The sequence below is a fragment of the Pseudoxanthomonas sp. CCNWLY206-1 genome (assembly GCF_039710385.1).
Classification (GTDB): domain Bacteria; phylum Pseudomonadota; class Gammaproteobacteria; order Xanthomonadales; family Xanthomonadaceae; genus Pseudoxanthomonas_A.
Genome location: NZ_JBDKXI010000011.1, coordinates 1 through 21,121 on the forward strand (window position 1 = coordinate 1; position 21,121 = coordinate 21,121).

The 21,121-nt window shown below is 60.5% G+C and carries 23 protein-coding genes; 16 read left to right on the forward strand and 7 right to left on the reverse strand.

Annotation, left to right across the window (positions count from 1 at the left end; all coding sequences use genetic code 11):
- Positions 1 to 209 precede the first annotated feature (209 nt).
- Complete coding sequence (locus tag AADW18_RS19295; protein ID WP_337345036.1) at positions 210 to 857, reverse strand: dihydrofolate reductase family protein; 648 nt, start codon at positions 855 to 857, stop codon at positions 210 to 212.
- A gap of 701 nt (positions 858 to 1,558) precedes the next feature.
- Between AADW18_RS19295 and AADW18_RS19300 the strand changes: the two genes are divergently transcribed.
- The 8 genes from AADW18_RS19300 to AADW18_RS19335 all read left to right on the forward strand — a co-directional run bounded on the left by AADW18_RS19300 (position 1,559) and on the right by AADW18_RS19335 (position 6,968).
- On the forward strand, positions 1,559 to 2,212 hold the full coding sequence (locus AADW18_RS19300; protein WP_337345037.1) for a hypothetical protein: 654 nt from the start codon (positions 1,559 to 1,561) through the stop codon (positions 2,210 to 2,212).
- Positions 2,213 to 2,425: 213 nt separating this feature from the next.
- Positions 2,426 to 2,797, forward strand: coding sequence for a hypothetical protein (locus AADW18_RS19305; RefSeq protein WP_337345038.1), 372 nt, complete (start codon positions 2,426 to 2,428; stop codon positions 2,795 to 2,797).
- A 59-nt stretch (positions 2,798 to 2,856) separates the two neighbouring features.
- Positions 2,857 to 3,246, forward strand: coding sequence for a hypothetical protein (locus AADW18_RS19310; protein ID WP_337345039.1), 390 nt, complete (start codon positions 2,857 to 2,859; stop codon positions 3,244 to 3,246).
- 163 nt (positions 3,247 to 3,409) lie between these two features.
- On the forward strand, positions 3,410 to 3,727 hold the full coding sequence (locus AADW18_RS19315) for a hypothetical protein (RefSeq protein ID WP_337345040.1): 318 nt from the start codon (positions 3,410 to 3,412) through the stop codon (positions 3,725 to 3,727).
- A 413-nt stretch (positions 3,728 to 4,140) separates the two neighbouring features.
- Positions 4,141 to 4,584: a DUF2750 domain-containing protein gene (locus tag AADW18_RS19320; protein ID WP_337345041.1), complete on the forward strand. Its 444-nt coding sequence runs from the start codon at positions 4,141 to 4,143 to the stop codon at positions 4,582 to 4,584.
- Between the two features lie 92 nt (positions 4,585 to 4,676).
- Positions 4,677 to 5,972, forward strand: coding sequence for an amidohydrolase family protein (locus tag AADW18_RS19325; RefSeq protein WP_337345042.1), 1,296 nt, complete (start codon positions 4,677 to 4,679; stop codon positions 5,970 to 5,972).
- A 111-nt stretch (positions 5,973 to 6,083) separates the two neighbouring features.
- Positions 6,084 to 6,269: a hypothetical protein gene (locus tag AADW18_RS19330; RefSeq protein ID WP_337345043.1), complete on the forward strand. Its 186-nt coding sequence runs from the start codon at positions 6,084 to 6,086 to the stop codon at positions 6,267 to 6,269.
- A 198-nt stretch (positions 6,270 to 6,467) separates the two neighbouring features.
- Positions 6,468 to 6,968, forward strand: a complete 501-nt coding sequence (locus tag AADW18_RS19335; protein WP_337345044.1) for a transposase — start codon at positions 6,468 to 6,470, stop codon at positions 6,966 to 6,968.
- Positions 6,969 to 7,008: 40 nt separating this feature from the next.
- Here the strand turns inward: AADW18_RS19335 and AADW18_RS19340 are convergent, their stop codons facing one another.
- Positions 7,009 to 7,761 carry a hypothetical protein gene (locus tag AADW18_RS19340; RefSeq protein ID WP_337345045.1) on the reverse strand — a complete coding sequence of 251 codons (753 nt, stop codon included), beginning with the start codon at positions 7,759 to 7,761 and terminating at the stop codon, positions 7,009 to 7,011.
- Between the two features lie 273 nt (positions 7,762 to 8,034).
- Positions 8,035 to 8,736, reverse strand: a complete 702-nt coding sequence (locus AADW18_RS19345) for a hydrolase (protein WP_337345046.1) — start codon at positions 8,734 to 8,736, stop codon at positions 8,035 to 8,037.
- A gap of 153 nt (positions 8,737 to 8,889) precedes the next feature.
- Between AADW18_RS19345 and AADW18_RS19350 the strand changes: the two genes are divergently transcribed.
- On the forward strand, positions 8,890 to 9,783 hold the full coding sequence (locus AADW18_RS19350; RefSeq protein ID WP_337345047.1) for a LysR family transcriptional regulator: 894 nt from the start codon (positions 8,890 to 8,892) through the stop codon (positions 9,781 to 9,783).
- A 152-nt stretch (positions 9,784 to 9,935) separates the two neighbouring features.
- On the opposite strand, the gene AADW18_RS19355 is transcribed toward AADW18_RS19350, so the two are convergent.
- Positions 9,936 to 10,919, reverse strand: a complete 984-nt coding sequence (locus tag AADW18_RS19355) for a helix-turn-helix domain-containing protein (RefSeq protein WP_337345048.1) — start codon at positions 10,917 to 10,919, stop codon at positions 9,936 to 9,938.
- A gap of 94 nt (positions 10,920 to 11,013) precedes the next feature.
- Here AADW18_RS19355 and AADW18_RS19360 point away from each other — a divergent pair, with 94 nt between their 5' ends.
- The 3 genes from AADW18_RS19360 to AADW18_RS19370 all read left to right on the forward strand — a co-directional run bounded on the left by AADW18_RS19360 (position 11,014) and on the right by AADW18_RS19370 (position 14,209).
- Positions 11,014 to 11,925 (forward strand): NAD-dependent epimerase/dehydratase family protein, encoded by a 912-nt coding sequence (locus tag AADW18_RS19360; protein ID WP_337345049.1) that lies wholly within the window; start codon positions 11,014 to 11,016, stop codon positions 11,923 to 11,925.
- Positions 11,926 to 12,483: 558 nt separating this feature from the next.
- Positions 12,484 to 12,921, forward strand: coding sequence for a DUF1801 domain-containing protein (locus tag AADW18_RS19365; RefSeq protein WP_337345050.1), 438 nt, complete (start codon positions 12,484 to 12,486; stop codon positions 12,919 to 12,921).
- A 187-nt stretch (positions 12,922 to 13,108) separates the two neighbouring features.
- Complete coding sequence (locus AADW18_RS19370; protein WP_337345051.1) at positions 13,109 to 14,209, forward strand: AraC family transcriptional regulator; 1,101 nt, start codon at positions 13,109 to 13,111, stop codon at positions 14,207 to 14,209.
- A 154-nt stretch (positions 14,210 to 14,363) separates the two neighbouring features.
- Here the strand turns inward: AADW18_RS19370 and AADW18_RS19375 are convergent, their stop codons facing one another.
- Positions 14,364 to 15,776 carry an FAD/NAD(P)-binding protein gene (locus AADW18_RS19375; protein ID WP_337345052.1) on the reverse strand — a complete coding sequence of 471 codons (1,413 nt, stop codon included), beginning with the start codon at positions 15,774 to 15,776 and terminating at the stop codon, positions 14,364 to 14,366.
- 396 nt (positions 15,777 to 16,172) lie between these two features.
- Between AADW18_RS19375 and AADW18_RS19380 the strand changes: the two genes are divergently transcribed.
- Both AADW18_RS19380 and AADW18_RS19385 read left to right on the forward strand, forming a co-directional pair.
- Complete coding sequence (locus AADW18_RS19380) at positions 16,173 to 16,865, forward strand: class I SAM-dependent methyltransferase (protein WP_337345053.1); 693 nt, start codon at positions 16,173 to 16,175, stop codon at positions 16,863 to 16,865.
- Between the two features lie 89 nt (positions 16,866 to 16,954).
- Positions 16,955 to 17,416, forward strand: a complete 462-nt coding sequence (locus AADW18_RS19385) for a RidA family protein (RefSeq protein ID WP_337345054.1) — start codon at positions 16,955 to 16,957, stop codon at positions 17,414 to 17,416.
- A gap of 79 nt (positions 17,417 to 17,495) precedes the next feature.
- Here the strand turns inward: AADW18_RS19385 and AADW18_RS19390 are convergent, their stop codons facing one another.
- Positions 17,496 to 18,131 (reverse strand): M23 family metallopeptidase, encoded by a 636-nt coding sequence (locus AADW18_RS19390; RefSeq protein ID WP_337345055.1) that lies wholly within the window; start codon positions 18,129 to 18,131, stop codon positions 17,496 to 17,498.
- A 234-nt stretch (positions 18,132 to 18,365) separates the two neighbouring features.
- Here AADW18_RS19390 and AADW18_RS19395 point away from each other — a divergent pair, with 234 nt between their 5' ends.
- The gene (locus tag AADW18_RS19395; RefSeq protein WP_337345056.1) at positions 18,366 to 18,623 is read left to right on the forward strand and encodes a hypothetical protein; all 258 of its coding nucleotides are present in this window, start codon (positions 18,366 to 18,368) and stop codon (positions 18,621 to 18,623) included.
- A 120-nt stretch (positions 18,624 to 18,743) separates the two neighbouring features.
- Positions 18,744 to 19,568: a polysaccharide deacetylase family protein gene (locus AADW18_RS19400; RefSeq protein ID WP_337345057.1), complete on the forward strand. Its 825-nt coding sequence runs from the start codon at positions 18,744 to 18,746 to the stop codon at positions 19,566 to 19,568.
- A 70-nt stretch (positions 19,569 to 19,638) separates the two neighbouring features.
- On the opposite strand, the gene AADW18_RS19405 is transcribed toward AADW18_RS19400, so the two are convergent.
- A complete protein-coding gene (locus AADW18_RS19405; protein WP_337345058.1) occupies positions 19,639 to 21,090 on the reverse strand; it encodes a PLP-dependent aminotransferase family protein in 1,452 nt (483 codons plus the stop codon).
- Positions 21,091 to 21,121 lie beyond the last annotated feature (31 nt).

Consider the following 21,121-nt stretch of genomic DNA (forward strand, 5'->3'; position numbering starts at 1 on the left):
CATGCGCGCACTACTTTCCAGTCAGATCGCCAATAAGCGGTTGATCTCAGTATGAAAAACGTGGGGATACCTCAGGGTCAGAGTACATTTCTGACGAGTTAAAGCGCCGCCTTCCGATACGGAGGGTTCCTGTCTAATGTCGACTTTGCTTGGCGCCGTGATTGTCCAAGACGGTCGCAACCGATTGCTTCCGAGCAAACACTTGTCCTTCAGTTCTGTTTGGTCATCACAATATGCATCGCCTGCTCACTCGCGGCATGCTCGGTGATGACGAAGCCGCGCGCCGGCAGGTCGAGCCCGGCGAACAGCGGCTCGCCCGATCCGAGCAACACCGGCGAGATCGCGATGTGCATCTGGTCGATCAGATCCGCTTCCAGATATTGCCGGACCGTGGCGGCACCGCCGCCGATCCGCACATCCTTGTCGCCGGCCGCATCGCGTGCCCGGTCGAGTGCCTCGCGAATGCCGCCGGTAACGAAATGGAAGACCGTCCCGCCTTCCATCTCTACCGGTGCGCGCGGATGATGGGTGAGGACGAAGGCCGGGCAATGGTAAGGCGGATTGTCGCCCCACCAGCCGCGCCAATTCTCGTCCGGCCAAGGTCCACGCACCGGCCCGAACATGTTGCGCCCCAGGATCCAGGCGCCGACGCTCGCCGTCGCTCGGGCTGCGAAATCCTCATCGATTCCGCCGGTTCCGCCTTCCCTGCCGGACTGGCGCTGGAAGCTGCGGGTCGGGACGAACCAGTTGTGCAGTTCTTCGCCGCCTACGCCGAGAGGATTGTCCAGTCCTTGGTTGGGTCCTGCCCCGTAGCCGTCCACCGAGATTGAGAATGCGTCCACGCGAACTTTGCCCATTTTTCCTCTCCTTACGTCTGCTTGGGTGGGTCGATCAGGCGGATCTCGATTCAGCCCTTCAGCATATGGCTGAGATGCGTGCCCAGAGAGAGCCTGACTAGCGTCGGATTTCAGTTGCGAGGCTTGATGCTGATCAGGTTCGCCGTACGACGATAGCGCGAACGCTTTCCCTCCTTTCGGAGAAGGGAGCGGGATTCGACGCTAATCAGTTTGTGGAGGAAGGCTCTTAACTGATGACGATCGAATCGTTGTTCGGTGACGTCGCTAGGGAACACCTTAACCCAACGTCGGCCACACCGGCTTGAACGTTATTGCGGCCAATCGCGCGCGTGAGATTTTTCCCGGCAGGAACTTCGACCGCAAAGCCGACATTCCGAAAGGGATATGAAGATCGATGGTAGAGCGGCTTCCTCGAACGTGTTGTGCACTTCTAGCTCTTCCCGTTGCCTGTTTGGTTTCATATCGGCGTCCGCGGCCGCCCGCTTCACACGGGAACTCCACGTTCCCCCGGGTGCGGCCCTTGGCCTTACCCGGGCTACTCGCTTCCCATCAAGCACGCTTATGACGAGCCAGCGTAGCCCGGGTAAGCAAAGCGCACCCGGGGTGCTCTACACGTAATCCTTCCGTTCCCCGGGTGCGGCCGTTGGCCTTACCCGGGCTACTTGCTAGCCTAGCCGCTTAATATCTCATCTTGGTGGCGAATGAACATTTTGGCGATCATTGGTGCATTGGGTTCGCTGCTGGGTGGGCTGGCAACGGCCGTACTGGCTTACGTGGCATGGGTAAGTCGAAAAGCTTGGCAGCAGCAAGTTCGATTTCAACGCGAGATGGATGTAGCGGAAGCACTTTTTGTCCAATCAAAGCTGGTAGCAGACCTTCTGAAACTAATGTTCTATCCGTACTCCCAGAGAGGCGAGTCGGGGCGTATGCCTAAGCTGGAGGGTGAGACTGAGCAAGATTGGGCTCTTAGAAAGAACAGGCGCTGGGCGGATATCACGTACAACGAACATTCGGCTGATGTCGAGAAGCTTCGAGCTACCGCCTTGAGGGCGGGTGCGGTCTTAGGTGTTGATTATCAGGAGAAAGCATTCTGGTTAGTGGACTTTGTTCACGACATACTTGCGGCAGGCAGAGAGATGGAGGCATTCAGGAAAAACGCGGAAAAACAACATTCGCCCAATGAAGAAGCCAAGAAACGACAGCAGGAAACCTATTCCAGGATCGAGAGGCGCCAATGGTCAGACATGGAAAAGCTAAAGCGAATCGATATTGTTTATTCTGAGATTGAGAGGATGTGTCGCGATAGGCTCATGCAACGCAACAAGAAGGCGATCACGGTTGCTGGGGATCGTTGACTTGCCCGTACTCTTGTACAAACAGGTGTACAAACATCCTTGCAGTGTTCTTTGGGATCGGCCTGATAGCTACGAGGCTCCTGATCAAACGCTCTCTGGCTCGTGGTGACGCGGCCTAAAAATTCATTCAAGCCGAGCCCGCATCACTCCGGTATTGATCGGACAGCTGCTTGGGCAGGTCAGCTTATCTCAGCCGTTACCATAGGAGAGGTCATGAGTACTCACAAAGCTCGAATTCCCACCCTGGCTCTTGCAATCTCGATTGCTGCAGCCTCTTTCTCCGCCAATGCTGCAGATGCTTATAGCGTGTCATTGCGCTTGTTTCACAAGGGCGAAGAGTTCGGCGCGCCCAGAATGGTCGTCAAGAGTGGTGTTCAAGGCTCCATGGATGTTTCTGGCCCGGACAGCTACAGGCTCAAGCTGATTGCCACTGATGACGGCCCCGACCGCATTAAAATTTCCACGCAGCTGGACTCATCTCACGGCTCCATATCTCCGGAGGTGGTCGTACGGCCTGGCACACAAGCCACGGTCTCCATCGGAGATCTCAAGGTCGCGCTTACGGCTACCCCGTATGGCAGCTAACAACTCATTCAAGCCGAACCCGCTTCGCGGGTTGGCTTAATTCGGCGTAGGTGCCGCATATGCCCTGGTGGCTGTACGTATATCTCGTTGGCTATGGTGCCTTCACGTTCTTCTGGGTTCGAGATGACATCCGTGGTGGCGGCTCAAAAGCGCTCCTCGCTGCAGAGCTTCTATCAGATAGCTGCATGGTCTTGGTCGCTCTCGGCTACTGGCTGCTGCCCATCCGGATGTTCCTTGGCGCTTCCGCAGCTATTGTGTTCATTGCCGGCTTGGCTTGGCTCATCGTTGCGGGCATCCGAGACCTCCGTGAGACTTGGCCAACGGCTGATGGCGCTTTTGTGCAAGTAGGTACTGGACTCGCTGTTCTCGTTTTGTACGGGATTTTCTGTGGGCCGTTACTTTACTGGGGCTTCTTGTATGCAGTTCGCGGCATCACGGGCGGCACCTAGCCAGCGTAGCCCGGATAAGCGCAGCGCACCCGGGGGGCTCTACACGTATATCCTTCCGTTCCCCGGGTGCGGCCGTTGGCCTTACCCGGGCTACTTGCTAGATTCAAAGCACAAGGCATTAGGTTGTATTGACTCAATCTCTCCTTTCCAAGGGGTCTGGTTTATGACACAACTGGAAGCGATTCAGAGAGACATCCAAGCGGCACCCACCATCATGTGTCTCTCTGATGAGCAAGAATTCTGCCGCCGGCTCATGGCGATACCAGAAGCCGACCTGCTAGAGCAGTGGGAGCGGGTGGGAATCATCCTGGATCGGCTGCATGAGTCCCACACCTCCGTGGTATTCGACGTTACTTCAGAGAATGACTTCAGGTTTTTTGGGAATTGGGCCCGTGCATTCGCCAGCCAATTCCCGGACTTTCCTCAGTCGGCCGCAATGGTCGCACTGGCGGACGATCTTGAAAGTCCATTTTCGATGTGACCCGGCCAAACCATGAGGCAGGTTCTCGCAGTCTTGGTTCTATTCGCAGCAGGGTGCGCTGGCACTCCCACGCCTGCTGCAAACGAGGACTTGCTAGCAACGGGTTTTCCTGGCCTCCCTGGCGATGCACGGCAAGTCGCGGAGCGGTTGGCGGCTTGCTTCCACTTCGCAGGAGAGTTCAACGGTGACGGCTCCGATCGAGACAAGGAAGTTGCCTCAACCATGACAGACCTGCGCTGCGACAGCATTGACCGGGATGTATCTACTATTCGCCAAAAGTATGCCGACAATCGGGCGGTTCAAGAGGCCTTGGATGCCGCCTCTCAGCTGTAGGCGCCCAACAATTCATTCAAGCCGAACCCGCTTCGCTGATCGGCTTAGCTCGGGCGTTATGCCTCATTGGAAGTTTCGCGATGCTCCGCAATGCCGCTGATGCCAAAGCTGATGTCGACCGTTTTATACGTCGTGTCGTTGATGCCGACGCTGTCTGGTACTTGACGTCCGAAACCGGCACCGCCTGTTGCGACTCCAACGCTGAAGTGGAAGATGATGAGGAGGAGCCCGCCACGGTATTGCTCTTCTTCTCGGATCAGGCTTATGCCAAGAGAGCGCAGTCCAAGGATTTCCCTGCACATCGTCCAGCAAGCATGCCGCTCTTCGATTTCATGTTTCGCTGGCTGCCGGGTATGTCGGGTGATGGCGTTCTGGCCGGCCCAAACTGGGCCGGAGATCTATCCGGAATTGAACTGGATCCGTTCGAACTCAGACAGGCAATAGAATCCGCCATGTCTCCTGAGCACCTGGAGCGTCATGAAGCCATGTGCCGGGAACTGTCCGGGGCGAGTCATGAGGCCTAGCAGTTCAACTTCCCCCGGGGCAGTCTCCAAGTAATGGATGGTCGCGCTTAGCGATGCTACTCCGTCGCCACGAACGGGAATGCCGCTAGAACTTGCTGCATACGCCACCTGTCAGTGTCTTCACGGCCTATTACGGAGCCGCAACGAGAATCCGCCAAACATCTGAGGCGCTTATGGACATTGATCGCAGGACGGCTCTGGCTCGGATGTCATTGTTGGCGGCTGCTGCGGCCTTGCCGGGACTCGGCGCGACGCAGGAAGATCCCCATGCCGGACAAGGCTCCCAGCCTGCGGAACGCGGAACGCGCCTGCGAAAGATCGCAACCGAGGAAGCATTCACCATCCCGGAAATGGTCGAGCCCATGCGTGAGGTGCTGCGCCGGGGAGGTTCGAGCCTGGACCTCACGCTACTCGCCACCATCTATGGCGAAGCTTCCGGCGCGCCGCCGCAAACACAGCCGACTGTCCAAGCACCGTCGGGTACCGGCAAGGCAAGTTCCAATCGCGATGCGCTGGCGCGATTGCTGCTGCCGAAACTGCTCGACCTGGACGCGGCGCGACTGGCCGACATGGATGCCAATGGCGTCGACATGCAATTGGTCTCGCTGTCCATGCCCGGCGTGCAGATTCTCGAACCCGGAACGGCCGCCGCCCTGGCACGCGTTGCCAACGATCGCTTGAGCGAGGCCGTGCGCCGTTACCCCACGCGGTTCGCCGGCCTTGCGAGCTTCGCGCCGCAAGACGCGCACGCCGCCGCGAAGGAGATGGAACGCGCTATCAACACGCTCAAGCTCAATGGCTTCATCGTCAACTCGCATACCGACAACACCTATCTGGATGACCCACGCTACTGGCCGATCCTCGAAGCGGCGGAGGCGCTCGACGCACCGCTCTATATCCACCCGCGCGCGCCCTCGGACGGCATGGCGGTCCCCTTCCGGGATTACCGCATGGAGGGAGCGGTCTGGGGCTACGGCATCGAGACCAGCACGCACATCGTGCGCCTGATGTTCAGTGGCGTCCTCGACCGCTTCCCTCGACTGCGCATCGTCATCGGCCACATGGGCGAGGCGCTGCCGTTCTGGATGTGGCGCCTGGATTTCATGGGCGCCCCGGGTGCGCGTGGCGCCGCCCGCAAGAACGAGTTGAAGCCGAGCGAGTACTTTCGGCGAAACTTCGCCATCACGACCAGTGGCGTCGAAGATCCGCTGGCGTTACGGTTCTGCATCGACAAACTTGGGATCGACCACGTCATGTGGGCCATCGACTATCCCTTCCAGCCTACTGCTCCCGCCGTCGCATTTCTCGAGTCGGCACAGCTTTCCGACGAAGAACGGGCGAAGGTCGCGCATCGAAATGCAGAGCGCATATTCCGAATCACGGCATGATCGGCCGATTGCTTTGACAGCGAAACAGGGTCAGCGCCAGTAGCCCGGGTAAGCGCAGCGCACCCGGGGCGCTTCACACGGAAACTTCGAACACGTTACTGCGAATGGACGATGCGTGATGAAGAGGAACTGCAAGCCCTCGTTGACTACGTCCATATCAATCCTGTGAAGCACGGTTTGGTTGATGCGGTGTCGGAATGGCCGCATTCGACCTTTCATCGTTACGTGAGGAATGGCTGGTTGCCTTTGGATTGGGCGATACCATCTGATGCAACCGGAAGATTTGGCGAGCGTTGAGGCCTTCCCCGGGTGCGCTGCGCTTCCCCGGGCTACTTGCTAACCATTCAAGCCGGCGTAGCCCGGGTAAGCGCAGCGCACCCGGGGTGCTTCAAACGGAAACTCTGATCACCCGCGAATGCGATTTTTGGCCCTTGCCCGGAACGACACATTGCATGATCGCTGGCGTTACACAGACCGCATGGGTAACCTTCACCCATGGTCAGATATCGCCGCAATCGGATTGCAGGCGCAACGTATTTTTTTACTGTGACGTTGCGCAATCGTAGGAGTGACCTCCTGGTCCGTGAAGTAGACGCACTGCGCGACGCCTGGCGGACAGCCGCACGGCGCGTACCGCATGCCGTGATCGCGGCGGTCGTCTTGCCGGACCATTTGCATGCCGTCATTCGCATGGGCGACGACACGGCCAACTACCCGCGCCTGTGGCAGGACATCAAAAAGGGATTCACTCGGCGCACCTCTGAGCCGGGGTCTCCGTCAGCGTGGCAATCGCGTTACTGGGAACGGACCGTGCGTGATGAAGAGGAACTGCAGGCCCTCGTTGATTACGTCCATATCAATCCGCTGAAGCATGGCTTGGTCGATATGGTGGCGGAATGGCCGCATTCCTCTTTTCATCATTACGTGAGGAATGGGTGGTTGCCTTGGGATTGGGCTGTGTCTCCCGACTCGACCGGGCAGTTTGGCGAACGTTGAGGTGTTTCCCCGGGTGCGCTGCGCTTACCCGGGCTACTTGCTAGCTGCTCGCTTCGCCGTTGGGGATATCTCCACCATCGACTAAATGTTCCTTAAGCCAGCGTGGCTCCGACAACATCTCGGCGCCGTAGTGCTCGATAGCGGCGGGATCAACAAGCATGATGCCCTTGATGGCCGATTCTTGGCAGCTGTGCAATCGCTCGGCAACGATAACAAGAAGACGTTGGAGATTTTCCGGGCCAGGGTTTTGTCCGTAGGAATAGATCAGGTCACTCAGGGTCTTGTTGTAGCCGATAATGCCGGAAGCTTCGATGATCAATTGCCTGCCGCTCGATGCATCAAGCGCGCGACAGTCTTCGATGCGGCTTTCGAGAACACCCGCGGATTTCAAGGTAAACAGTTCGGTGAGATCGGTGAGGTCGGGCTTCTGATCAACGAGCAGCAGGGCCTTGCTTATCTTGCAAGCCTTCGGCCCTTTGGAGCTGCATTCGCTTATCACTCCGGCAAATGCCGTCATCAGATAGGCTTCGGCGTGCCCCCGCTGGCGTTGTCGTTCTTCAGACGCGAGTCGCTCGGAGCGCCGCTGTTGATAGGCCGCCAGGAAAATGGCGACAAGGATGGCGCCAATAGAACCCGCGGCTTGGAACCAGGCTGCCTGGACCGTGGCGTTGAGCGCGTCAGCACTCGACATCGGTGCCGTTGGGTCAATGACCTGAAACCACGGCTGTACTATCCAAGCCACCGCCACCACGGCAATCGCCGCGCACAGGACAAATCCCTTCTTAGCCCACATGGGTTCGCCTTCAACCATCGAGTTGGCGCCCAGCTTAAGGCTATGCTCTGGCGTGCGCTACTTGTCCCGGCTGCGGCGCACGAGCCAACGTAGCCGGGTAAGCGCAGCGCTTATCCGGCTACTCATTACCGCGATGGAAAAATGATTGACTCTCTCCAAGACAAACTGCAAAGGCAGCAAGAATCAAGGCGCATAGACGGTCTTTGATCTCATTCGTAGCCTCGCCTGGGAGAGCTCGCGGCGGGACGCCGCTCCTACGTCATTCCACGCGGATCAGCCTGCGGCGCTGGGCACCGGCGTGTTGAGCAGCTGCTGTTCCCATAGATACGCGATGCCGCTGCCGGCGAAGTGCTGGATGAGAATCTCGGTCAGCTCCTCGACATGCTCGGTGCGCGCCCAATCGCGTTGCCATTCGCCAGCGAGCGCCATCACGGTCATCACGTTCGCGCCTGCCGCGATCATTCGCTGGATGGCAACTTCGTGAGACTCCTTCGAAATCCCGCCCGACGCGTCGGTGATCACGGTCACGTCCCAGCCTTCGCCGGCGGCCTGGATGACGGGCATTGCGACGCAGACTTCGGTCCACAGGCCGGCGATGATCAGCTGCTTGCGGCCAGTCGCCTTGACGGCGCTGACCACATTCTCGTCCTGCCAGGTGTTCACCCAGGTGCGATCGATGACTTCCTGGTCCGGAAATACCTCGGTGATCTGCTTGAAGAGAAGTCCACCGCGCGCCGCGATCACGCTGGTGAGAACGGTGGGAACATTGAAGGCTTTTGCTAGCTTCGCCAGCGCGGTGGTGTTGTTGACCACCATATGCGGGTCATGGCTGTTGACGTTCGTGAGCTGGTAGGGCTGATGGTCGATCAGAACGAGGACCGAGTCTTCGGGGCGGAGAAGCGATGCGAGGCCATTACGAAACTTCATGAAGAGTCCTTTGCTGCCGTTGTGGGGGAATGGGGTATGCCGCGGCACACGCGGCTACCGAAGCGCTGCCTGCGCGGGACAAACCTTGCCATTCGCATTCGCACGGCGGTAGCGCCTGTTTGTGCCAAGCTGTGTCGCAGATCCGGGAACGCCGAACTGGCTATCCTTGTGTCACGCTGTATCGCACAACGGGAACGTCAATTGGATATCGAAGCGCTGCGGGCATTCGTGGAAGTGGCCGACGCGGGGGGAGTTTCGCCCGCCGCGCGCCGGCTCGGCGTTTCCAAGTCGATCGTCAGCCGGCAATTGGCCCGGCTGGAGGCGGAACTGGGCATCCAGCTGCTTGCACGAACCACTCGCGGTGCTGCCCTCACAGAAGCCGGTGCCACGTTTCGCGACCATGCCGCCAGAGCCTGTGCCGAGATGGACGCGGCCATGGACGCGCTCCTGCCCACGGGCGAATTGCGCGGCCGCTTCCGGATTGCGGCGCCGCTTTCTTTCGGCCCCACCCATTTCGCCCCGGTGTTTGCGGAAATGGCGCGGCGTCATCCGCAGCTTCACGTGCATGCCGCCTACAGCGATCGCTTCGTTGATATCGTCGCCGAGGGTTTCGACTGTGCGATCAGGGTTGGCTATCTGCAGGATTCCAGCTTGATCGCACGATGCGTTGGGCCGCTGCATGGAAAGCTCGTTGCGAGCCCGGGCTATATCGAAGCGCACGGTTCTCCGGAAACGCCGAAGGAACTGGCCGCCCATGAAGCGCTTATGCAGGGAACCGAAGCCTGGCAGTTCATGGATGGCAGCGAGATCGTCACCGTCCATCCACGCGGGCGCTTCAAAGCCGACAATGGCACCGCGCTCATCTCCGCCGCCGTCGCAGGACTCGGCATCGCCTGGCTTCCCGATGGCCTCACCAACGAGTATGTCGCCTCCGGTGCGCTGGTCCCGGTCATGACGCGCTATCCGCCGCCTCCGGCAGGCATCTATGTCATCCGCCCGCCGGGGCGGCACCCGGCGCGAAAGGTACGGGTGCTCACCGACATGCTGATCGAGTGTTTCGAACCGTTTCCCCAGCTTCCGGACGCCGGTCGCTAGAGCCGGCGGCGTCGGTGTAGCCCGGGTAAGCGCAGCGCACCCGGGGGTGCTTCACACGGAAACTCTACGTTCCCCGGAGGCTAGGTTGTTCGCCATCTAGCCGCGGCGCGGCGCGTTCTTCATCGCGGGCGCTTAGCGGCTTCGGGGCGCGGCTACGTTGACCTGTGAGGCCCCAACGTTGCTCCGCCGCCAGTCCGGTCGTGCCTGAAAGCCGCACGATAGGCGCCAGGAGAAATTCCCAGCCGGCGAGAGAAGTGCTGGCGCAAAGAATCCGCGTTGCCCAGGCCGCTATGCTCGGCAAGTTGATCCATGGGCAGGGTGGTGGTCTCCAGTAATTCCCGGGCACGATCGATGCGTTGCTGCAACAGCCATTGCAGTGGGCTGGTGCCAGTCTCCTCACGGAATCTGCGCGTGAGCGTTCGCTCGCTCAGGTGTGCTCGTGCGGCCAGATCGGAAAGCGAGATCGGATTTTCAAGGTTCTTTGTGGCCCACTCGCGCAAAGCGCCCAAGCCGGCATCGTTTCCGGGGATACCCCGGCGCTGGATGAACTGTGCTTGGCCGCCTGCGCGGGCAGGTTGTACGACCGCTAGCCTGGCGACGTCATTCGCTGCGGCCGCACCATAATCTTGCGCCACCAGATGCAGGCACAAGTCGATGCCTGCTGCCACGCCGGCCGACGTCACCACGTTCCCATCCTCCACGAACAAGACGTCGGGCCGTACATCGATGGCAGTAAAGCGCCGGCGAAACTCTTCCGAGTACAACCAGTACGTGGTGGCGCTGCGTCCATCCAGCAGCCCGGCATGTGCCAGTGCGAATGCGCCAGTGCAGATGGAAGCCACTCGTTTCGACGCCTTGTGAGCACGCTGCAATGCTTTGAGCACGGCGGGCTCAATACTGTTGCGGGCGCCGGTGCCGGCCACGATCACCGTGTCGGCGCCCTTCAAGATGCCCAAGCCTCGGCGCACCACCAGGCTCAGACCGTCGGAGGCTTTGACAGTCCCAGGGCGTGGCGTACATATCCGGACTTCGTACGCGGGCTTGCCGTCAACCAACGCGTTGCCAAGGATCAATCCCGGGATGGAAATATCGAAGGTGTTGACCGGCGGAAGGGCTACCACGACGACACGGTGCATGGCTGGAATATCCCGATAACTGTCAATTCAGCCACTAGCTTACTCCGGCCCCGGTACAGGATTCTGCTCACTCCTTTCTTCTAGTGAGTGGTTCATGTCCTACGCTGTCGTGATTGGTGCCGGTGCGACCGGCCGTGCGGTTGCCCGTCAGCTCGCCGAGGCTGGCGAGCAGGTCAAGCTGGTTACGCGGAATGGCTCTGGCGCGGACGCGCCCTTGATCGACCGCATTGCGCTGGATGCAGCGGATGCGGATGGGTTGGTACGCGTCGTTGATGGAGCGCGGACGCTCTTCAACTGCGCCATGCCGCGGTACGACCGCTGGCCCCAGGAATTCCCCGCGCTGGCGGCCGGCATGTTGGAGGTGGCCGAGCGTGCCGGGGTGGACTACGTGATGCTGGGCAACGTGTATGGGTATGGACCTGTTAGCGGCGCCGTGTTGGAAGACCATCCGCTGTCGCCTACCTCGGTTAAAGGCCGTATCCGCGCCAAGATATGGGAAGACGCTCTGCATGCGCACACGGCCGGGCGCGTACGTGCAACCGAAGTGCGCGCCAGCGATTTTCTGGGTCACGGCGCCTACTCGATCTACAACTTGATGGTGACGCCCAATGTGCTTGCAGGATCTCCCGCGTATTATCCCGGCGATCTGGACGTCGCCCATAGCTGGACCTATACCGAAGATGCCGCGCGCGCCCTGATCGCCGCCTCTCGCTCCGATGCGGCATGGGGGAAATCCTGGCACGTGCCGCCTTGCGCCAATATTTCGGTGCGCGAACTTACCGGCCAACTTGCTGAAATGGCGAATGCACCATCGCCGCAGCTGATAAGAATGACGGCGAAAGACGTCGTGGAGATGGGGCGCAGCGACTCGATCATGGCCGAGGTGGAAGAAATGCTCTACCTGTTTGAACAGCCGTTCGAGATGAGTGCCGCCGCAACGGCGAGCGTCTTATCCGTACAAGCTTCACCAATGCCGGAAGTTCTACGCGACACGCTTCGCCCCTGAAGCTGCAGAATTCGACGTAGCCCGGATAAGCGCAGCGCATCCGGGGCGCTTTACACGGGAGCTCTACGTTGTCCCGGGTGCGGCCTATGGCCTTACCCGGGCTACCTCCTACCTGTTTGAACAGCCGTTCGAGATGAGTGCCGCCGCAACGGCGAGCGTCTTATCCATACAAGCTTCACCAATGCCGGAAGTTCTACGCGACACGCTTCGCCCCTGAAGCTGCAGGCCCTCCGTAGCCCGGATAAGCGCAGCGCACAGCGCCACGATAGCCGCCCAGGGTTCGCGGAGAGCGCGCCACAGCGCGAATGACTAACGACCGTAGGCATGCCTTGCTCGAAAAACGTTGAGGCATTTCCCGGGTGCGGCCTTCCGCCTTACCCAGGCTACCCCGGGTCTGGGTTCCTAGCCTTCTATCCAGGCTGCTTGCCGAAGCTGCAAGAGCTGTTGTCCGCGCCACGTGTTCGGGGGCATGGGCGAGTAGGATGGGGGCGACCGTAACCAGCCCCAGGCGCGTCTAACGGATAGTTTCGCGCCGCAACCTGCAATCGCGAGGTGCTCATGGCAGAGGCGAAAACAAAACCAACGCAGTTGTCGACCGAGGAGTACATCGCGCAGATTCCTGATCCGGCGCGGCAGACAGACTGCCAGGAACTGCTTAAGCTCATGCGCCGCGTCACCAAGCAGCCGCCGGTAATGTGGGGCACCAGCATCGTGGGCTTTGGCAGCTACAAGTACACCTATGCGAGCGGCCACTCGGGCGAGGCATGTGCGACAGGGTTTGCTGCTCGCAAGAGCGACATCAGTATCTACTTGATGGTGGATACGCCGTCACAGCAGAAACTTCTATCGCATCTTGGCAAGCACAAGATGGGCAAGGCCTGTCTGTCGATCAAGCGACTCGCCGATGTCGATATCATGGTGCTGGAGCAACTCGTTTCCGAGTCGTTCACTGAAGTCAGTCGACGTCATGGAAGCCACGACGCCAAGTCAACGTAGCTACCCGCTTTCTTGCGGCTTACTCCCGCAAACGCGTATAGACCTGTCGCGTCGCCAGTACTTCGCCCTTGCCCGGCGGGGTGAAGTACAACTCGAATACATGGCGGTCGTCGCTTTCGATTTTGATCACGGTCCGCATGGGCACGGATTTTCCCACGGCCGCGATTACCAACGTGGACGAAATGCAATGACGGCTGGCGGAACGCCATCGGGAGACCTTCTAAGCGAGGTGCTTCAGGACCTTCGCCTTGCTCGCGCCTCCTATGGCCGCAGTGAACTGACTGCGCCATGGGGCGTGGAGATTCCATACCAGGAAGGCGTGCGCTTCCACTTCGTTGCGGAAGGTGCGATCTGCATGCTGACCGCAGGCCGGGAACCGCTGTGGCTGGAAGCAGGCGACGTGGTGCTTCTTCCCCACGGAACCGGCCACATCATTGCGGATGAACCCCGAAGGAAACCACAGCCTCTGAAGGATATGGCGCCGCAACTCGTGGGCAACTCCACTTACCGCCTTGCCGGCGGTGGAGGCGGCGCGCGCTCATTGATCGTGTGCTGCACGATTGCTTTCGACGGCCCGACTGCGCACCCGCTACTGGAACTTTTGCCGGACGTGCTGGTAGTGCGCAGGTCTGTTCAGAGCGAGAGTTCGTTGCCCGTGTTGCTGGACCTGCTGGCGTCGGAAGTCGCGAGCCAGCGGATTGGTTCGACCACCATCATGACGCGGCTTGCCGACATCGTGATGACGCAGATCATCAGAGCGTGGATCGAGACGCGACCATCTGATCTGTCTGGCTGGCCCGCCGCGGTGAGGGACCCGCAGATTGGCGCCGCTCTCGCCAAGATTCATCGGCTGCCCGGAAATGCATGGACAGTGGATACGCTTGCCGTGGCGGCCGGTATGTCGAGGTCGTCGTTCTCGGAACGGTTCGCAACACTTCTCGGCGTTTCGCCCGCGCGATATCTCCTGCAGTGGCGCATGCGCCTTGGCGCGGTCTGGCTGAAGAATGAAACCATGACCGTTGCCGAAATCGCCGACCGTCTTGGTTACGCATCAGACGCAGCATTCAGCCGAGCGTTCAAACGCTTCATGGGTTTTCTACGACGTCAACGTAGCCAACGTAGCCCGGGTAAGCGAAGCGCACCCGGGTCGCCTTACATGGGAACCCTACCTTCTCCGGGTGCAATCTGGATGGGGAGTCAACGTAGCCCGGGTAAGCGAAGCGCACCCGGGTGCCTTACATGGAAACCCCACCTTCTGCGGGTGCAATCTGGATGGGGGTCAACGTAGCCCGGGTAAGCGAAGCGCACCCGGGGCGCCTTACATGGAAACCCTACCTTCTCCGGGTGCAATCTGGATTGGGAGCATCATTCGAAGCAACGGGGCATGCTCGGCGAACGTTGAGGCGTTCCCCGGGTGCGCTTCGCTTACCCGGGCTACCTGCTCAGAAACCTTTCGATAGAACCAACTCTCGCTCAAGGCTACGGGTTTGGGCACGAGTATTTGCCGTAGTGGAATCCGTTGATCGCAGCCGTTGCGAAAGCGCCTTGGCCGCGGTGCGCAGCTCGGGCACGGCGGTGATTTCCCAGAGATGTCCGCGCAGCAGCGGCCCGATGCAATACAGGCCGGGGGTGCGGTCGCCATGCTGATCCAGTGCTTCGAAATCGTCCGACGCATTGATGCCCAAGCCGTGTTCGTCCGCGCTGATCAGGCCTGCCTCGCGCAGCTGTGATGCGAGCGGATGGGTGGTACGCAGAATGTCGGTATCCAGACCGGTCGCGCGGATCACGTAGTCGTACTGTTCAACCTGCACTTGCTCCTTGCCGCGTTCGCGAATGAGCGCCTCCGCGCTGTTCGCACGCAGTCCGGCCCTGAGCAGGCGGGCGGCGCGCACCTTGAGTTGTCCGGATGCCTGCAAGCCGCTGAGCAGGTCGGCCACTTCTGGAGCGACGCGATGGCGGGCGACTTCCCAGTAGGAACGGACGTGGCGCAGGAAGCGAGCGCGTTCCATCGCCGGCAATCCGCGCCAGAACGCCTGGGTGTGTGGCCGTAGCGCGTCGATCGCGCCGCGCCAGTCCGGCACGACGTGGGACAGCGACCGGATAGCGGCAACCAGCTGGCGAACATCGGGCTTGCGAAGCGCTTGGTGAACATTGGGCGGGAGCTCGATCGGTGCTCCCGGCGCAGGTGCATGGGATCGCGGCAGCAATCCATGCCGGGAAATAGCCACAAGTTCGCCACGGTGACTGCGGCGTACGAGGCTAGCAGCGACGTCCGCCATCGTCAGTCCGGTGCCAATGATCAGCACACGGGCATCCGAATCGATCTGGTTCAGCGCATCGTCCTGCCACGGCCACGCAATGTAGCGGGGATGCCGCGCCAGTCTTGGTCCGATGCCTATCAACCGCTGTGGCGGCAACGCACCCAGCGCCAGCACGACCTGGTCGCTGGCGAAATAGCTCCCGTCATCCAGATGCACGCGAAAGCCATTCCCGAGCCGATTGATGGCGATGGCTTCCTGGCGCAGCAGGGTCAAATTGCTGGCATTGTCCTTGGCTTTCTGCAGCCGGTCTGACAGGTATTCGCCATAAGCCAGGCGTGGCAGAAAGCCTTCGCGGCCCTGCTTGCCCAGGTTCAACCAGTCAGCGAATTCCCCCGGATTGTCGGGGTTCGCGCCCAAATGCGCGGCACGCACATTCAGCACGTGCTCCGGTCGCGTTTCGCCGTAGGCCACCCCGCGCGCAAAAGTTTCCTCAACGCCCACCAAGCAGACTTCCGTAGTCTTGTCGTTCTCGGAAGCGAGCAATGTCGCCAAGGTACCACCAGTAAATCCCGCCCCAACAATCGTGATTCGCATTGCCGCCTGCCTCCCGTTAAGTCGGATGACTTTCTAGCAACCGACTAGAATGAAAGTGTGAGGAAACGGTTACAGGAGTCGTCATTTCTTTTCCATTCCCGGAGGTGATCGGACGGACCCATTGAGATGCAAAGGTTGTGGCGAAGCTGCGGCAATTGATGGCAAGTGGTTATGTCGTTATGCCGCTGCCGTAGCCTAGGAGTGGAGCGCACCCGGGGGTGCTTCACACGGAAACTCCACGTTGTCCCGGATGCTCGGTCGTTCGTCATCTTGCCGCGCTGCGGCGCGTTCTTCATCGCGGCGCTCAGCGGCTATCGGGGCGCGGTGCGGCCGTTGGCCTTACTCGGGCTACTTGCTAGTGCCAACTACAAACATCGCTAACAAAAAAGGAAACAAATGCAACAGGAAGAACTCAAGGCCATCTTCGATCAACAGGCCTCCGGCTATGACAAGCAATGGGCACGAATGGCGCCCATTCGCGACAATTTGAATTTTCTACTCGAGTCCATCTTCGTCGACTTGCCAGCAGATGCGCGAATTCTCTGCGTTGGCGTCGGGACAGGGGCGGAGCTGGCTTACCTCGCGCAAAAGTATCCTGGCTGGACATTCACTGCGGTCGATCCTTCGGGTGCGATGCTCGATGTGTGTCGCCAGCGAGCCGAAGCAGAGGGATACCTGTCGCGTTGTTATTTTCATGAAGGCTACCTCGACTCGCTTGCCACCCAAGATCGGCATGACGGGGCCACCTGTTTACTGGTGTCGCAGTTCATCCTGCCACAGGAGGCCCGCACCGAATTCTTTCGCGGGATTGCAAACAGGCTGGTGCCCGGTGGAGTTCTGGCCAGCTCCGATCTGGCATCAGATATCGAGTCGAGTGCTTACGCCGCACTGTTACCTGTCTGGCTCAACGTCATGGCGCCAGGCGTGCAGACCGAACGACTGGAAAGGACGCGTGCTGCGTATGCCAAGGACGTGGCGGTACTGCCGCCCAAGCGGGTCGCCTCCATCATCGAATCCGCCGGCTTTGAACCGCCGGTTCAGTTCTTCCAGGCGGGCTTGATGCACGCGTGGTTCACCCGGCGCATATAGAAGCGCGCTGCCCGCAAGTTCACGCTTCCATAGCGTTGAACCGGCCAAGAATATTGCCAAGCGATTTTCTTGAACGCGGGAGAACAGATATGGAGCTGGTGACCCATAAGAAATTCAAAAGCGGTCATTTGATGCCGTGGGGAAAGGGGACCGTCGTTACCGGCGCCAAGGGAATGGTCTATCTGTGCGGAAACACGGCGACCGCTGACGATTACGATCCCACCGGCAGTAAAGGTGGCTTCGGCGGCGACGCGGCAGCGCAGTGGCGCGCGGTGCTCACCAATATCAAATCTGACCTGGAAGAGCTGGGTAGTTCACTCGAGTACCTTGTCCGGCTGACCATCTTCGTCAAGGGACCATTCCCCGATGGCGGCGTGCTGAGTTCTCCCAACTACCATCTGGATGTGATGGACGAATTCTTCGCCGAGCATTGCCCCAAGCACTGCAGCTACAACAATCCGCCGCCCTCGGAAATCATCGGCGTCGCGGCGCTGGCGCAGCCCGATATCGTCGTTGAAATCGTCGCAGTCGCCGCGCTGCCGGACGAATAGAGATCGCACGGCCATGGGGCGGGTCAAGCCCACCGGACGAGAAACCATGGCATTCCATGAAGTGGGCTTGGTGCCGTGACTACGGATCGTTACAGGGAACGGCGTTGTACACCGCGTCTTTGACAGCGACGTCATCCGGCACGCCACAGAAGCGCGGATTCCGCATGCGCTTGCCATCCGCGTTGTCCTTGAGAAAGCCGCCTTCGTCTATGGGATCGGCGGCATCGACAACTGCCACTTCAAAGTGAACATGGTCGAGCATCGCGCATCCAACCGCATCCTCGTCGCCTATGTATTGTCCGGCAGCGACCATGTCGCCGACCTTGAGGCCCGCGGCGCTCGAAACCGATCCTTGGGCCAGGTGGGAGTAGGTCGTCCATTCGCCGTTGGGGTGGCTGATCCATACGTAGTTGTTGCGGCAGTCCGCGGCGGCGCGGCCGCTTTGCTGCTCCGCGTAGCTGTCCTGTATCGCGGCTATTTTCCCCGCGGCGGCGGCGGTGACGCGATAAGGCGTCTGGCCATCGACGGCGTACAGGTCAATGCGGCCCACGGGCCGGTGCGTCCTCGCATCATCGAAGACCTTGACTCGCGTGCCGTCTGCGTAGGGCAGGCGGTAGTGACCTTCGCTCGTCGGCGGAGGCGACGGTGCGTCACCCGCGTTCACGGCACAGGGTACGAGGAGGACGGCAAGCAGTAAGGCGGTTTTCGAATTCATGGATAGATCCGATAGAAACTCAATTAGGTGTTCCGTCGATGTGAAGCTGTCGCAGTCGCCACGTTGCCGGATTGTACGTAGGATGGTTCGAGCTTCGCGACACCCATCGCCTAGCAGTGAAACATCCAAGGCAACGCCCCCCTGCAACCGGCTGAAAGGAATCCCGTGCTCTGGAAAAAGATAACCCTAGGAACTCTTCTCGCCACCGCAAGCGTTCTTTGCATTGGCTACGCCATGGCCTGGGTGTCGCTGACATGGTGCGCGGATGAAACCTACCGAAAAGTCAGTATGCAGAACGTCCGCGACGGCGATTTCCCCTTGCTGCAGCGGAATGACGTTTCCGCCAGAGTAGTGGGGCCATTCCTGGTCGAAGTGTCTTATCTGACGCACGAGGATCTACACGGGTCGGTTCACTACGTGCGTTATTGGGCGTTTCCCTGGGGTCGATCCGAGCCCTCCTCGGTGGTAGTTCGCCTGGTTGGACTGGACTGAGCCCGTCTTCGCTGATCAATCGCAGGGCCTGTCGCGAAAGAGCTATTTCGGCCTTCGCGCTAACCCTCCAGAAAATGTAATCTGGCCGCCATCGTGAGCTATCGAAACCGGAGTCGCGCTATGGCTTTTGGCATGAAGATCGGCATGTGGGGCATCGCACTGGCGCTGGTGGCGGCTGATGCGGTGGCGGCCAAAGCGGACTTCGCCTGGCCCGACGGAAAAAAGGCCGCGGTCAGTCTGGCGTATGACGACGCTCTGGATTCGCATCTGGACAACGCAATCCCGGCACTTGATCGCCACGGACTGAAGGGCAGCTTTTACCTGCAGCTGTCGCGCGAAACCGTGCTGCGGCGCATGGCCGAATGGCGCGCTGCCGCCCGCAACGGGCACGAGCTGGGCAACCACAGTTTGTTCCACCAATGTTCCGGGTCCCAGCCGGGACGCGACTGGGTGGAACCGCAGCGCGATCTGGATTCCACCACCGTGGCGCAGATGCGCGACCAAGTCATGCTGGGCAACGTCATGCTGCATGCGATCGACGGCGCAAGCGAGCGGACCTATACCGCGCCGTGTGTCGAGAGAATGGCGCGCGACGGCGATTATGTCGCGGCGATAGGCGACCAGTTCGTGGGAATAAAGATGGGCGGCAACGCGATAGTCCCGAACATGCGCAAGCTGGATCCGCTGGCAGTGCCGATCGGGGGACCGGTCGACGTGACTGGCGAACAGTTGATCGCGCAAGTAGAGCAAGCCGCGCGGCAGGGCACCATGGTCAACTTCACCTTCCACGGCATCGGCGGCGATTACCTGAGTGTGTCCAACGAAGCCCACGAAAAACTGCTCGCCTACCTGGACGCGCATCGCGACATCTACTGGACCGACACCTTCCTCAACCTGATGCGCTGGGTGCGGAAGCAGCAAGCGGAACAAACGAAAAAGCCGTAGGTCGGCCCTACGCGGCCGACGCGAAACGTATCAAGTCAACGTCAATGCCGGATGATGCACTTCGGTCGGTTCACGCAATCAGTCGCCGCGACGATTCGCGGCGGCTGCGCGATCCCAGCGGAACATCCGTCCATACATTAGCGATGCGCCTGACCGCCTCCACCAATTGCTCCTCCGGCTTCGCATACGGAATCCGCAGCCGGGTATCGGATCCGCCTTCCACACTGAACACCGGGCCCGGCGCCAGGTAGACCCCCGCGCGTTCCACGTCGGCGGCCAATCGCGTGGCGCTGCCATGAGGCAATTGCACCCACAACGTCAGTCCGCCGCCGGGAAGCCGGAAGCGCCAGCTCGGCAAGTGTTCCGTCAAGGCTCCCGCCAGCGCATCCCGGCGTTGCCGCAATTGCTCGCGCCGGACCGCGAGGATGTCGGTCGCGCCGAGCAACTCCGCAATCACCAACTGATCGAAGAGCGAACTGCCCAGATCTATCTGCACGCGCGCCGCGATGATCCGGCTGACGAGTTCGCGCGGCGCCCTGATCCATCCCACACGCAAACCACCCCAGAACATTTTCGAAGCGCTGCCAATAGTGATGGCGTCGGCGGCATGCGCGGCGAAGGGAGCCGGCATCGCTTCGTCAGATAGACGGGTCGCCTGCAAGGATTCATCGACGATGGCGATCGTGCGCGTGGCCTGCAGCGCGCTGGCGTATCGCGCCCGCGTCGCATCGTTCATCAGGAAACCGGTGGGATTCTGGAAATCGGGAATCAGATACGCGAGATGCGGCGAGGTCTGTCGCAACGTGGCTTCAATGCCATCCATGTCCCAGCCTTCATCGCCCGGCGAATCGGACAGCGGCGAGCTGATCAAGCGCCCGCCGCCAAGTCGTAGCGCTTCGATGGCGTTCGAGTAGACCGGCGACTCGATCATGACGCGGTCGCCCGGGCGCGAGAGCGCACGCGCAATAATCGCGATGCCCGAAAGCGCGCCTGAGGTGATGACGATCTGCCCGGCGGTCGTGGGCAATCCGCGCCGCGTGTACGACTCGGCGATGATCGCCTGCAGGCCCGGCAATCCTGATGGCAGGTATCCATCGCTGGCCAGATAGGACGGCAGCGCGGCCAGCGCGCGTTCGTAGGCGGCCGCAACACCCGGTGTCGCCGCACCGGCCGCGCAATTGAGATCGATCGCGCCTTCGGATGATTGCGCTACACCGAGAGGATGCAGCGCATGGTCGTGTGCACGACGAAGATCGATCGGCACGGTGGCATAGGTTCCCGCGCCTTGCCGAGCCGTGGCGAATCCGGCGGCGATCAGATCCGCATACGCGCGGGTCACGGTATTGCGGGATACACCCAGCGCCTCGGTGACGGCGCGTTCGCTGGGCAGGCGGGTGCCGACGGGAATGCGGCCATCGCCGATCAATTCCTGCATTGCCTGGCGCAGGCCGCGATAAGCGGGCGAGCGATTGAAACCGCTGACGAGCGCAGCGAGGCGTTCGGGGGCGATGGACCGGTTCATGAGGCCACTATCGCACGATTGGCTCTATGGG

Coding starts and splice junctions, on each gene's coding strand:
- AADW18_RS19400 (WP_337345057.1), top strand. CDS start 18,744: ATGGCTTTTGGCATGAAGATCGGCATGTGGGGCATCGCACTGGCGCTG.
- AADW18_RS19300 (WP_337345037.1), top strand. CDS start 1,559: ATGAACATTTTGGCGATCATTGGTGCATTGGGTTCGCTGCTGGGTGGG.
- AADW18_RS19380 (WP_337345053.1), top strand. CDS start 16,173: ATGCAACAGGAAGAACTCAAGGCCATCTTCGATCAACAGGCCTCCGGC.
- AADW18_RS19375 (WP_337345052.1), bottom strand. CDS start 15,776: ATGCGAATCACGATTGTTGGGGCGGGATTTACTGGTGGTACCTTGGCG.
- AADW18_RS19355 (WP_337345048.1), bottom strand. CDS start 10,919: ATGCACCGTGTCGTCGTGGTAGCCCTTCCGCCGGTCAACACCTTCGAT.
- AADW18_RS19310 (WP_337345039.1), top strand. CDS start 2,857: ATGCCCTGGTGGCTGTACGTATATCTCGTTGGCTATGGTGCCTTCACG.
- AADW18_RS19315 (WP_337345040.1), top strand. CDS start 3,410: ATGACACAACTGGAAGCGATTCAGAGAGACATCCAAGCGGCACCCACC.
- AADW18_RS19365 (WP_337345050.1), top strand. CDS start 12,484: ATGGCAGAGGCGAAAACAAAACCAACGCAGTTGTCGACCGAGGAGTAC.
- AADW18_RS19360 (WP_337345049.1), top strand. CDS start 11,014: ATGTCCTACGCTGTCGTGATTGGTGCCGGTGCGACCGGCCGTGCGGTT.
- AADW18_RS19390 (WP_337345055.1), bottom strand. CDS start 18,131: ATGAATTCGAAAACCGCCTTACTGCTTGCCGTCCTCCTCGTACCCTGT.
- AADW18_RS19395 (WP_337345056.1), top strand. CDS start 18,366: ATGGCCTGGGTGTCGCTGACATGGTGCGCGGATGAAACCTACCGAAAA.
- AADW18_RS19385 (WP_337345054.1), top strand. CDS start 16,955: ATGGAGCTGGTGACCCATAAGAAATTCAAAAGCGGTCATTTGATGCCG.
- AADW18_RS19405 (WP_337345058.1), bottom strand. CDS start 21,090: ATGAACCGGTCCATCGCCCCCGAACGCCTCGCTGCGCTCGTCAGCGGT.
- AADW18_RS19305 (WP_337345038.1), top strand. CDS start 2,426: ATGAGTACTCACAAAGCTCGAATTCCCACCCTGGCTCTTGCAATCTCG.
- AADW18_RS19340 (WP_337345045.1), bottom strand. CDS start 7,761: ATGTGGGCTAAGAAGGGATTTGTCCTGTGCGCGGCGATTGCCGTGGTG.
- AADW18_RS19335 (WP_337345044.1), top strand. CDS start 6,468: ATGGTCAGATATCGCCGCAATCGGATTGCAGGCGCAACGTATTTTTTT.
- AADW18_RS19295 (WP_337345036.1), bottom strand. CDS start 857: ATGGGCAAAGTTCGCGTGGACGCATTCTCAATCTCGGTGGACGGCTAC.
- AADW18_RS19320 (WP_337345041.1), top strand. CDS start 4,141: ATGCTCCGCAATGCCGCTGATGCCAAAGCTGATGTCGACCGTTTTATA.
- AADW18_RS19370 (WP_337345051.1), top strand. CDS start 13,109: ATGACGGCTGGCGGAACGCCATCGGGAGACCTTCTAAGCGAGGTGCTT.
- AADW18_RS19330 (WP_337345043.1), top strand. CDS start 6,084: ATGCGTGATGAAGAGGAACTGCAAGCCCTCGTTGACTACGTCCATATC.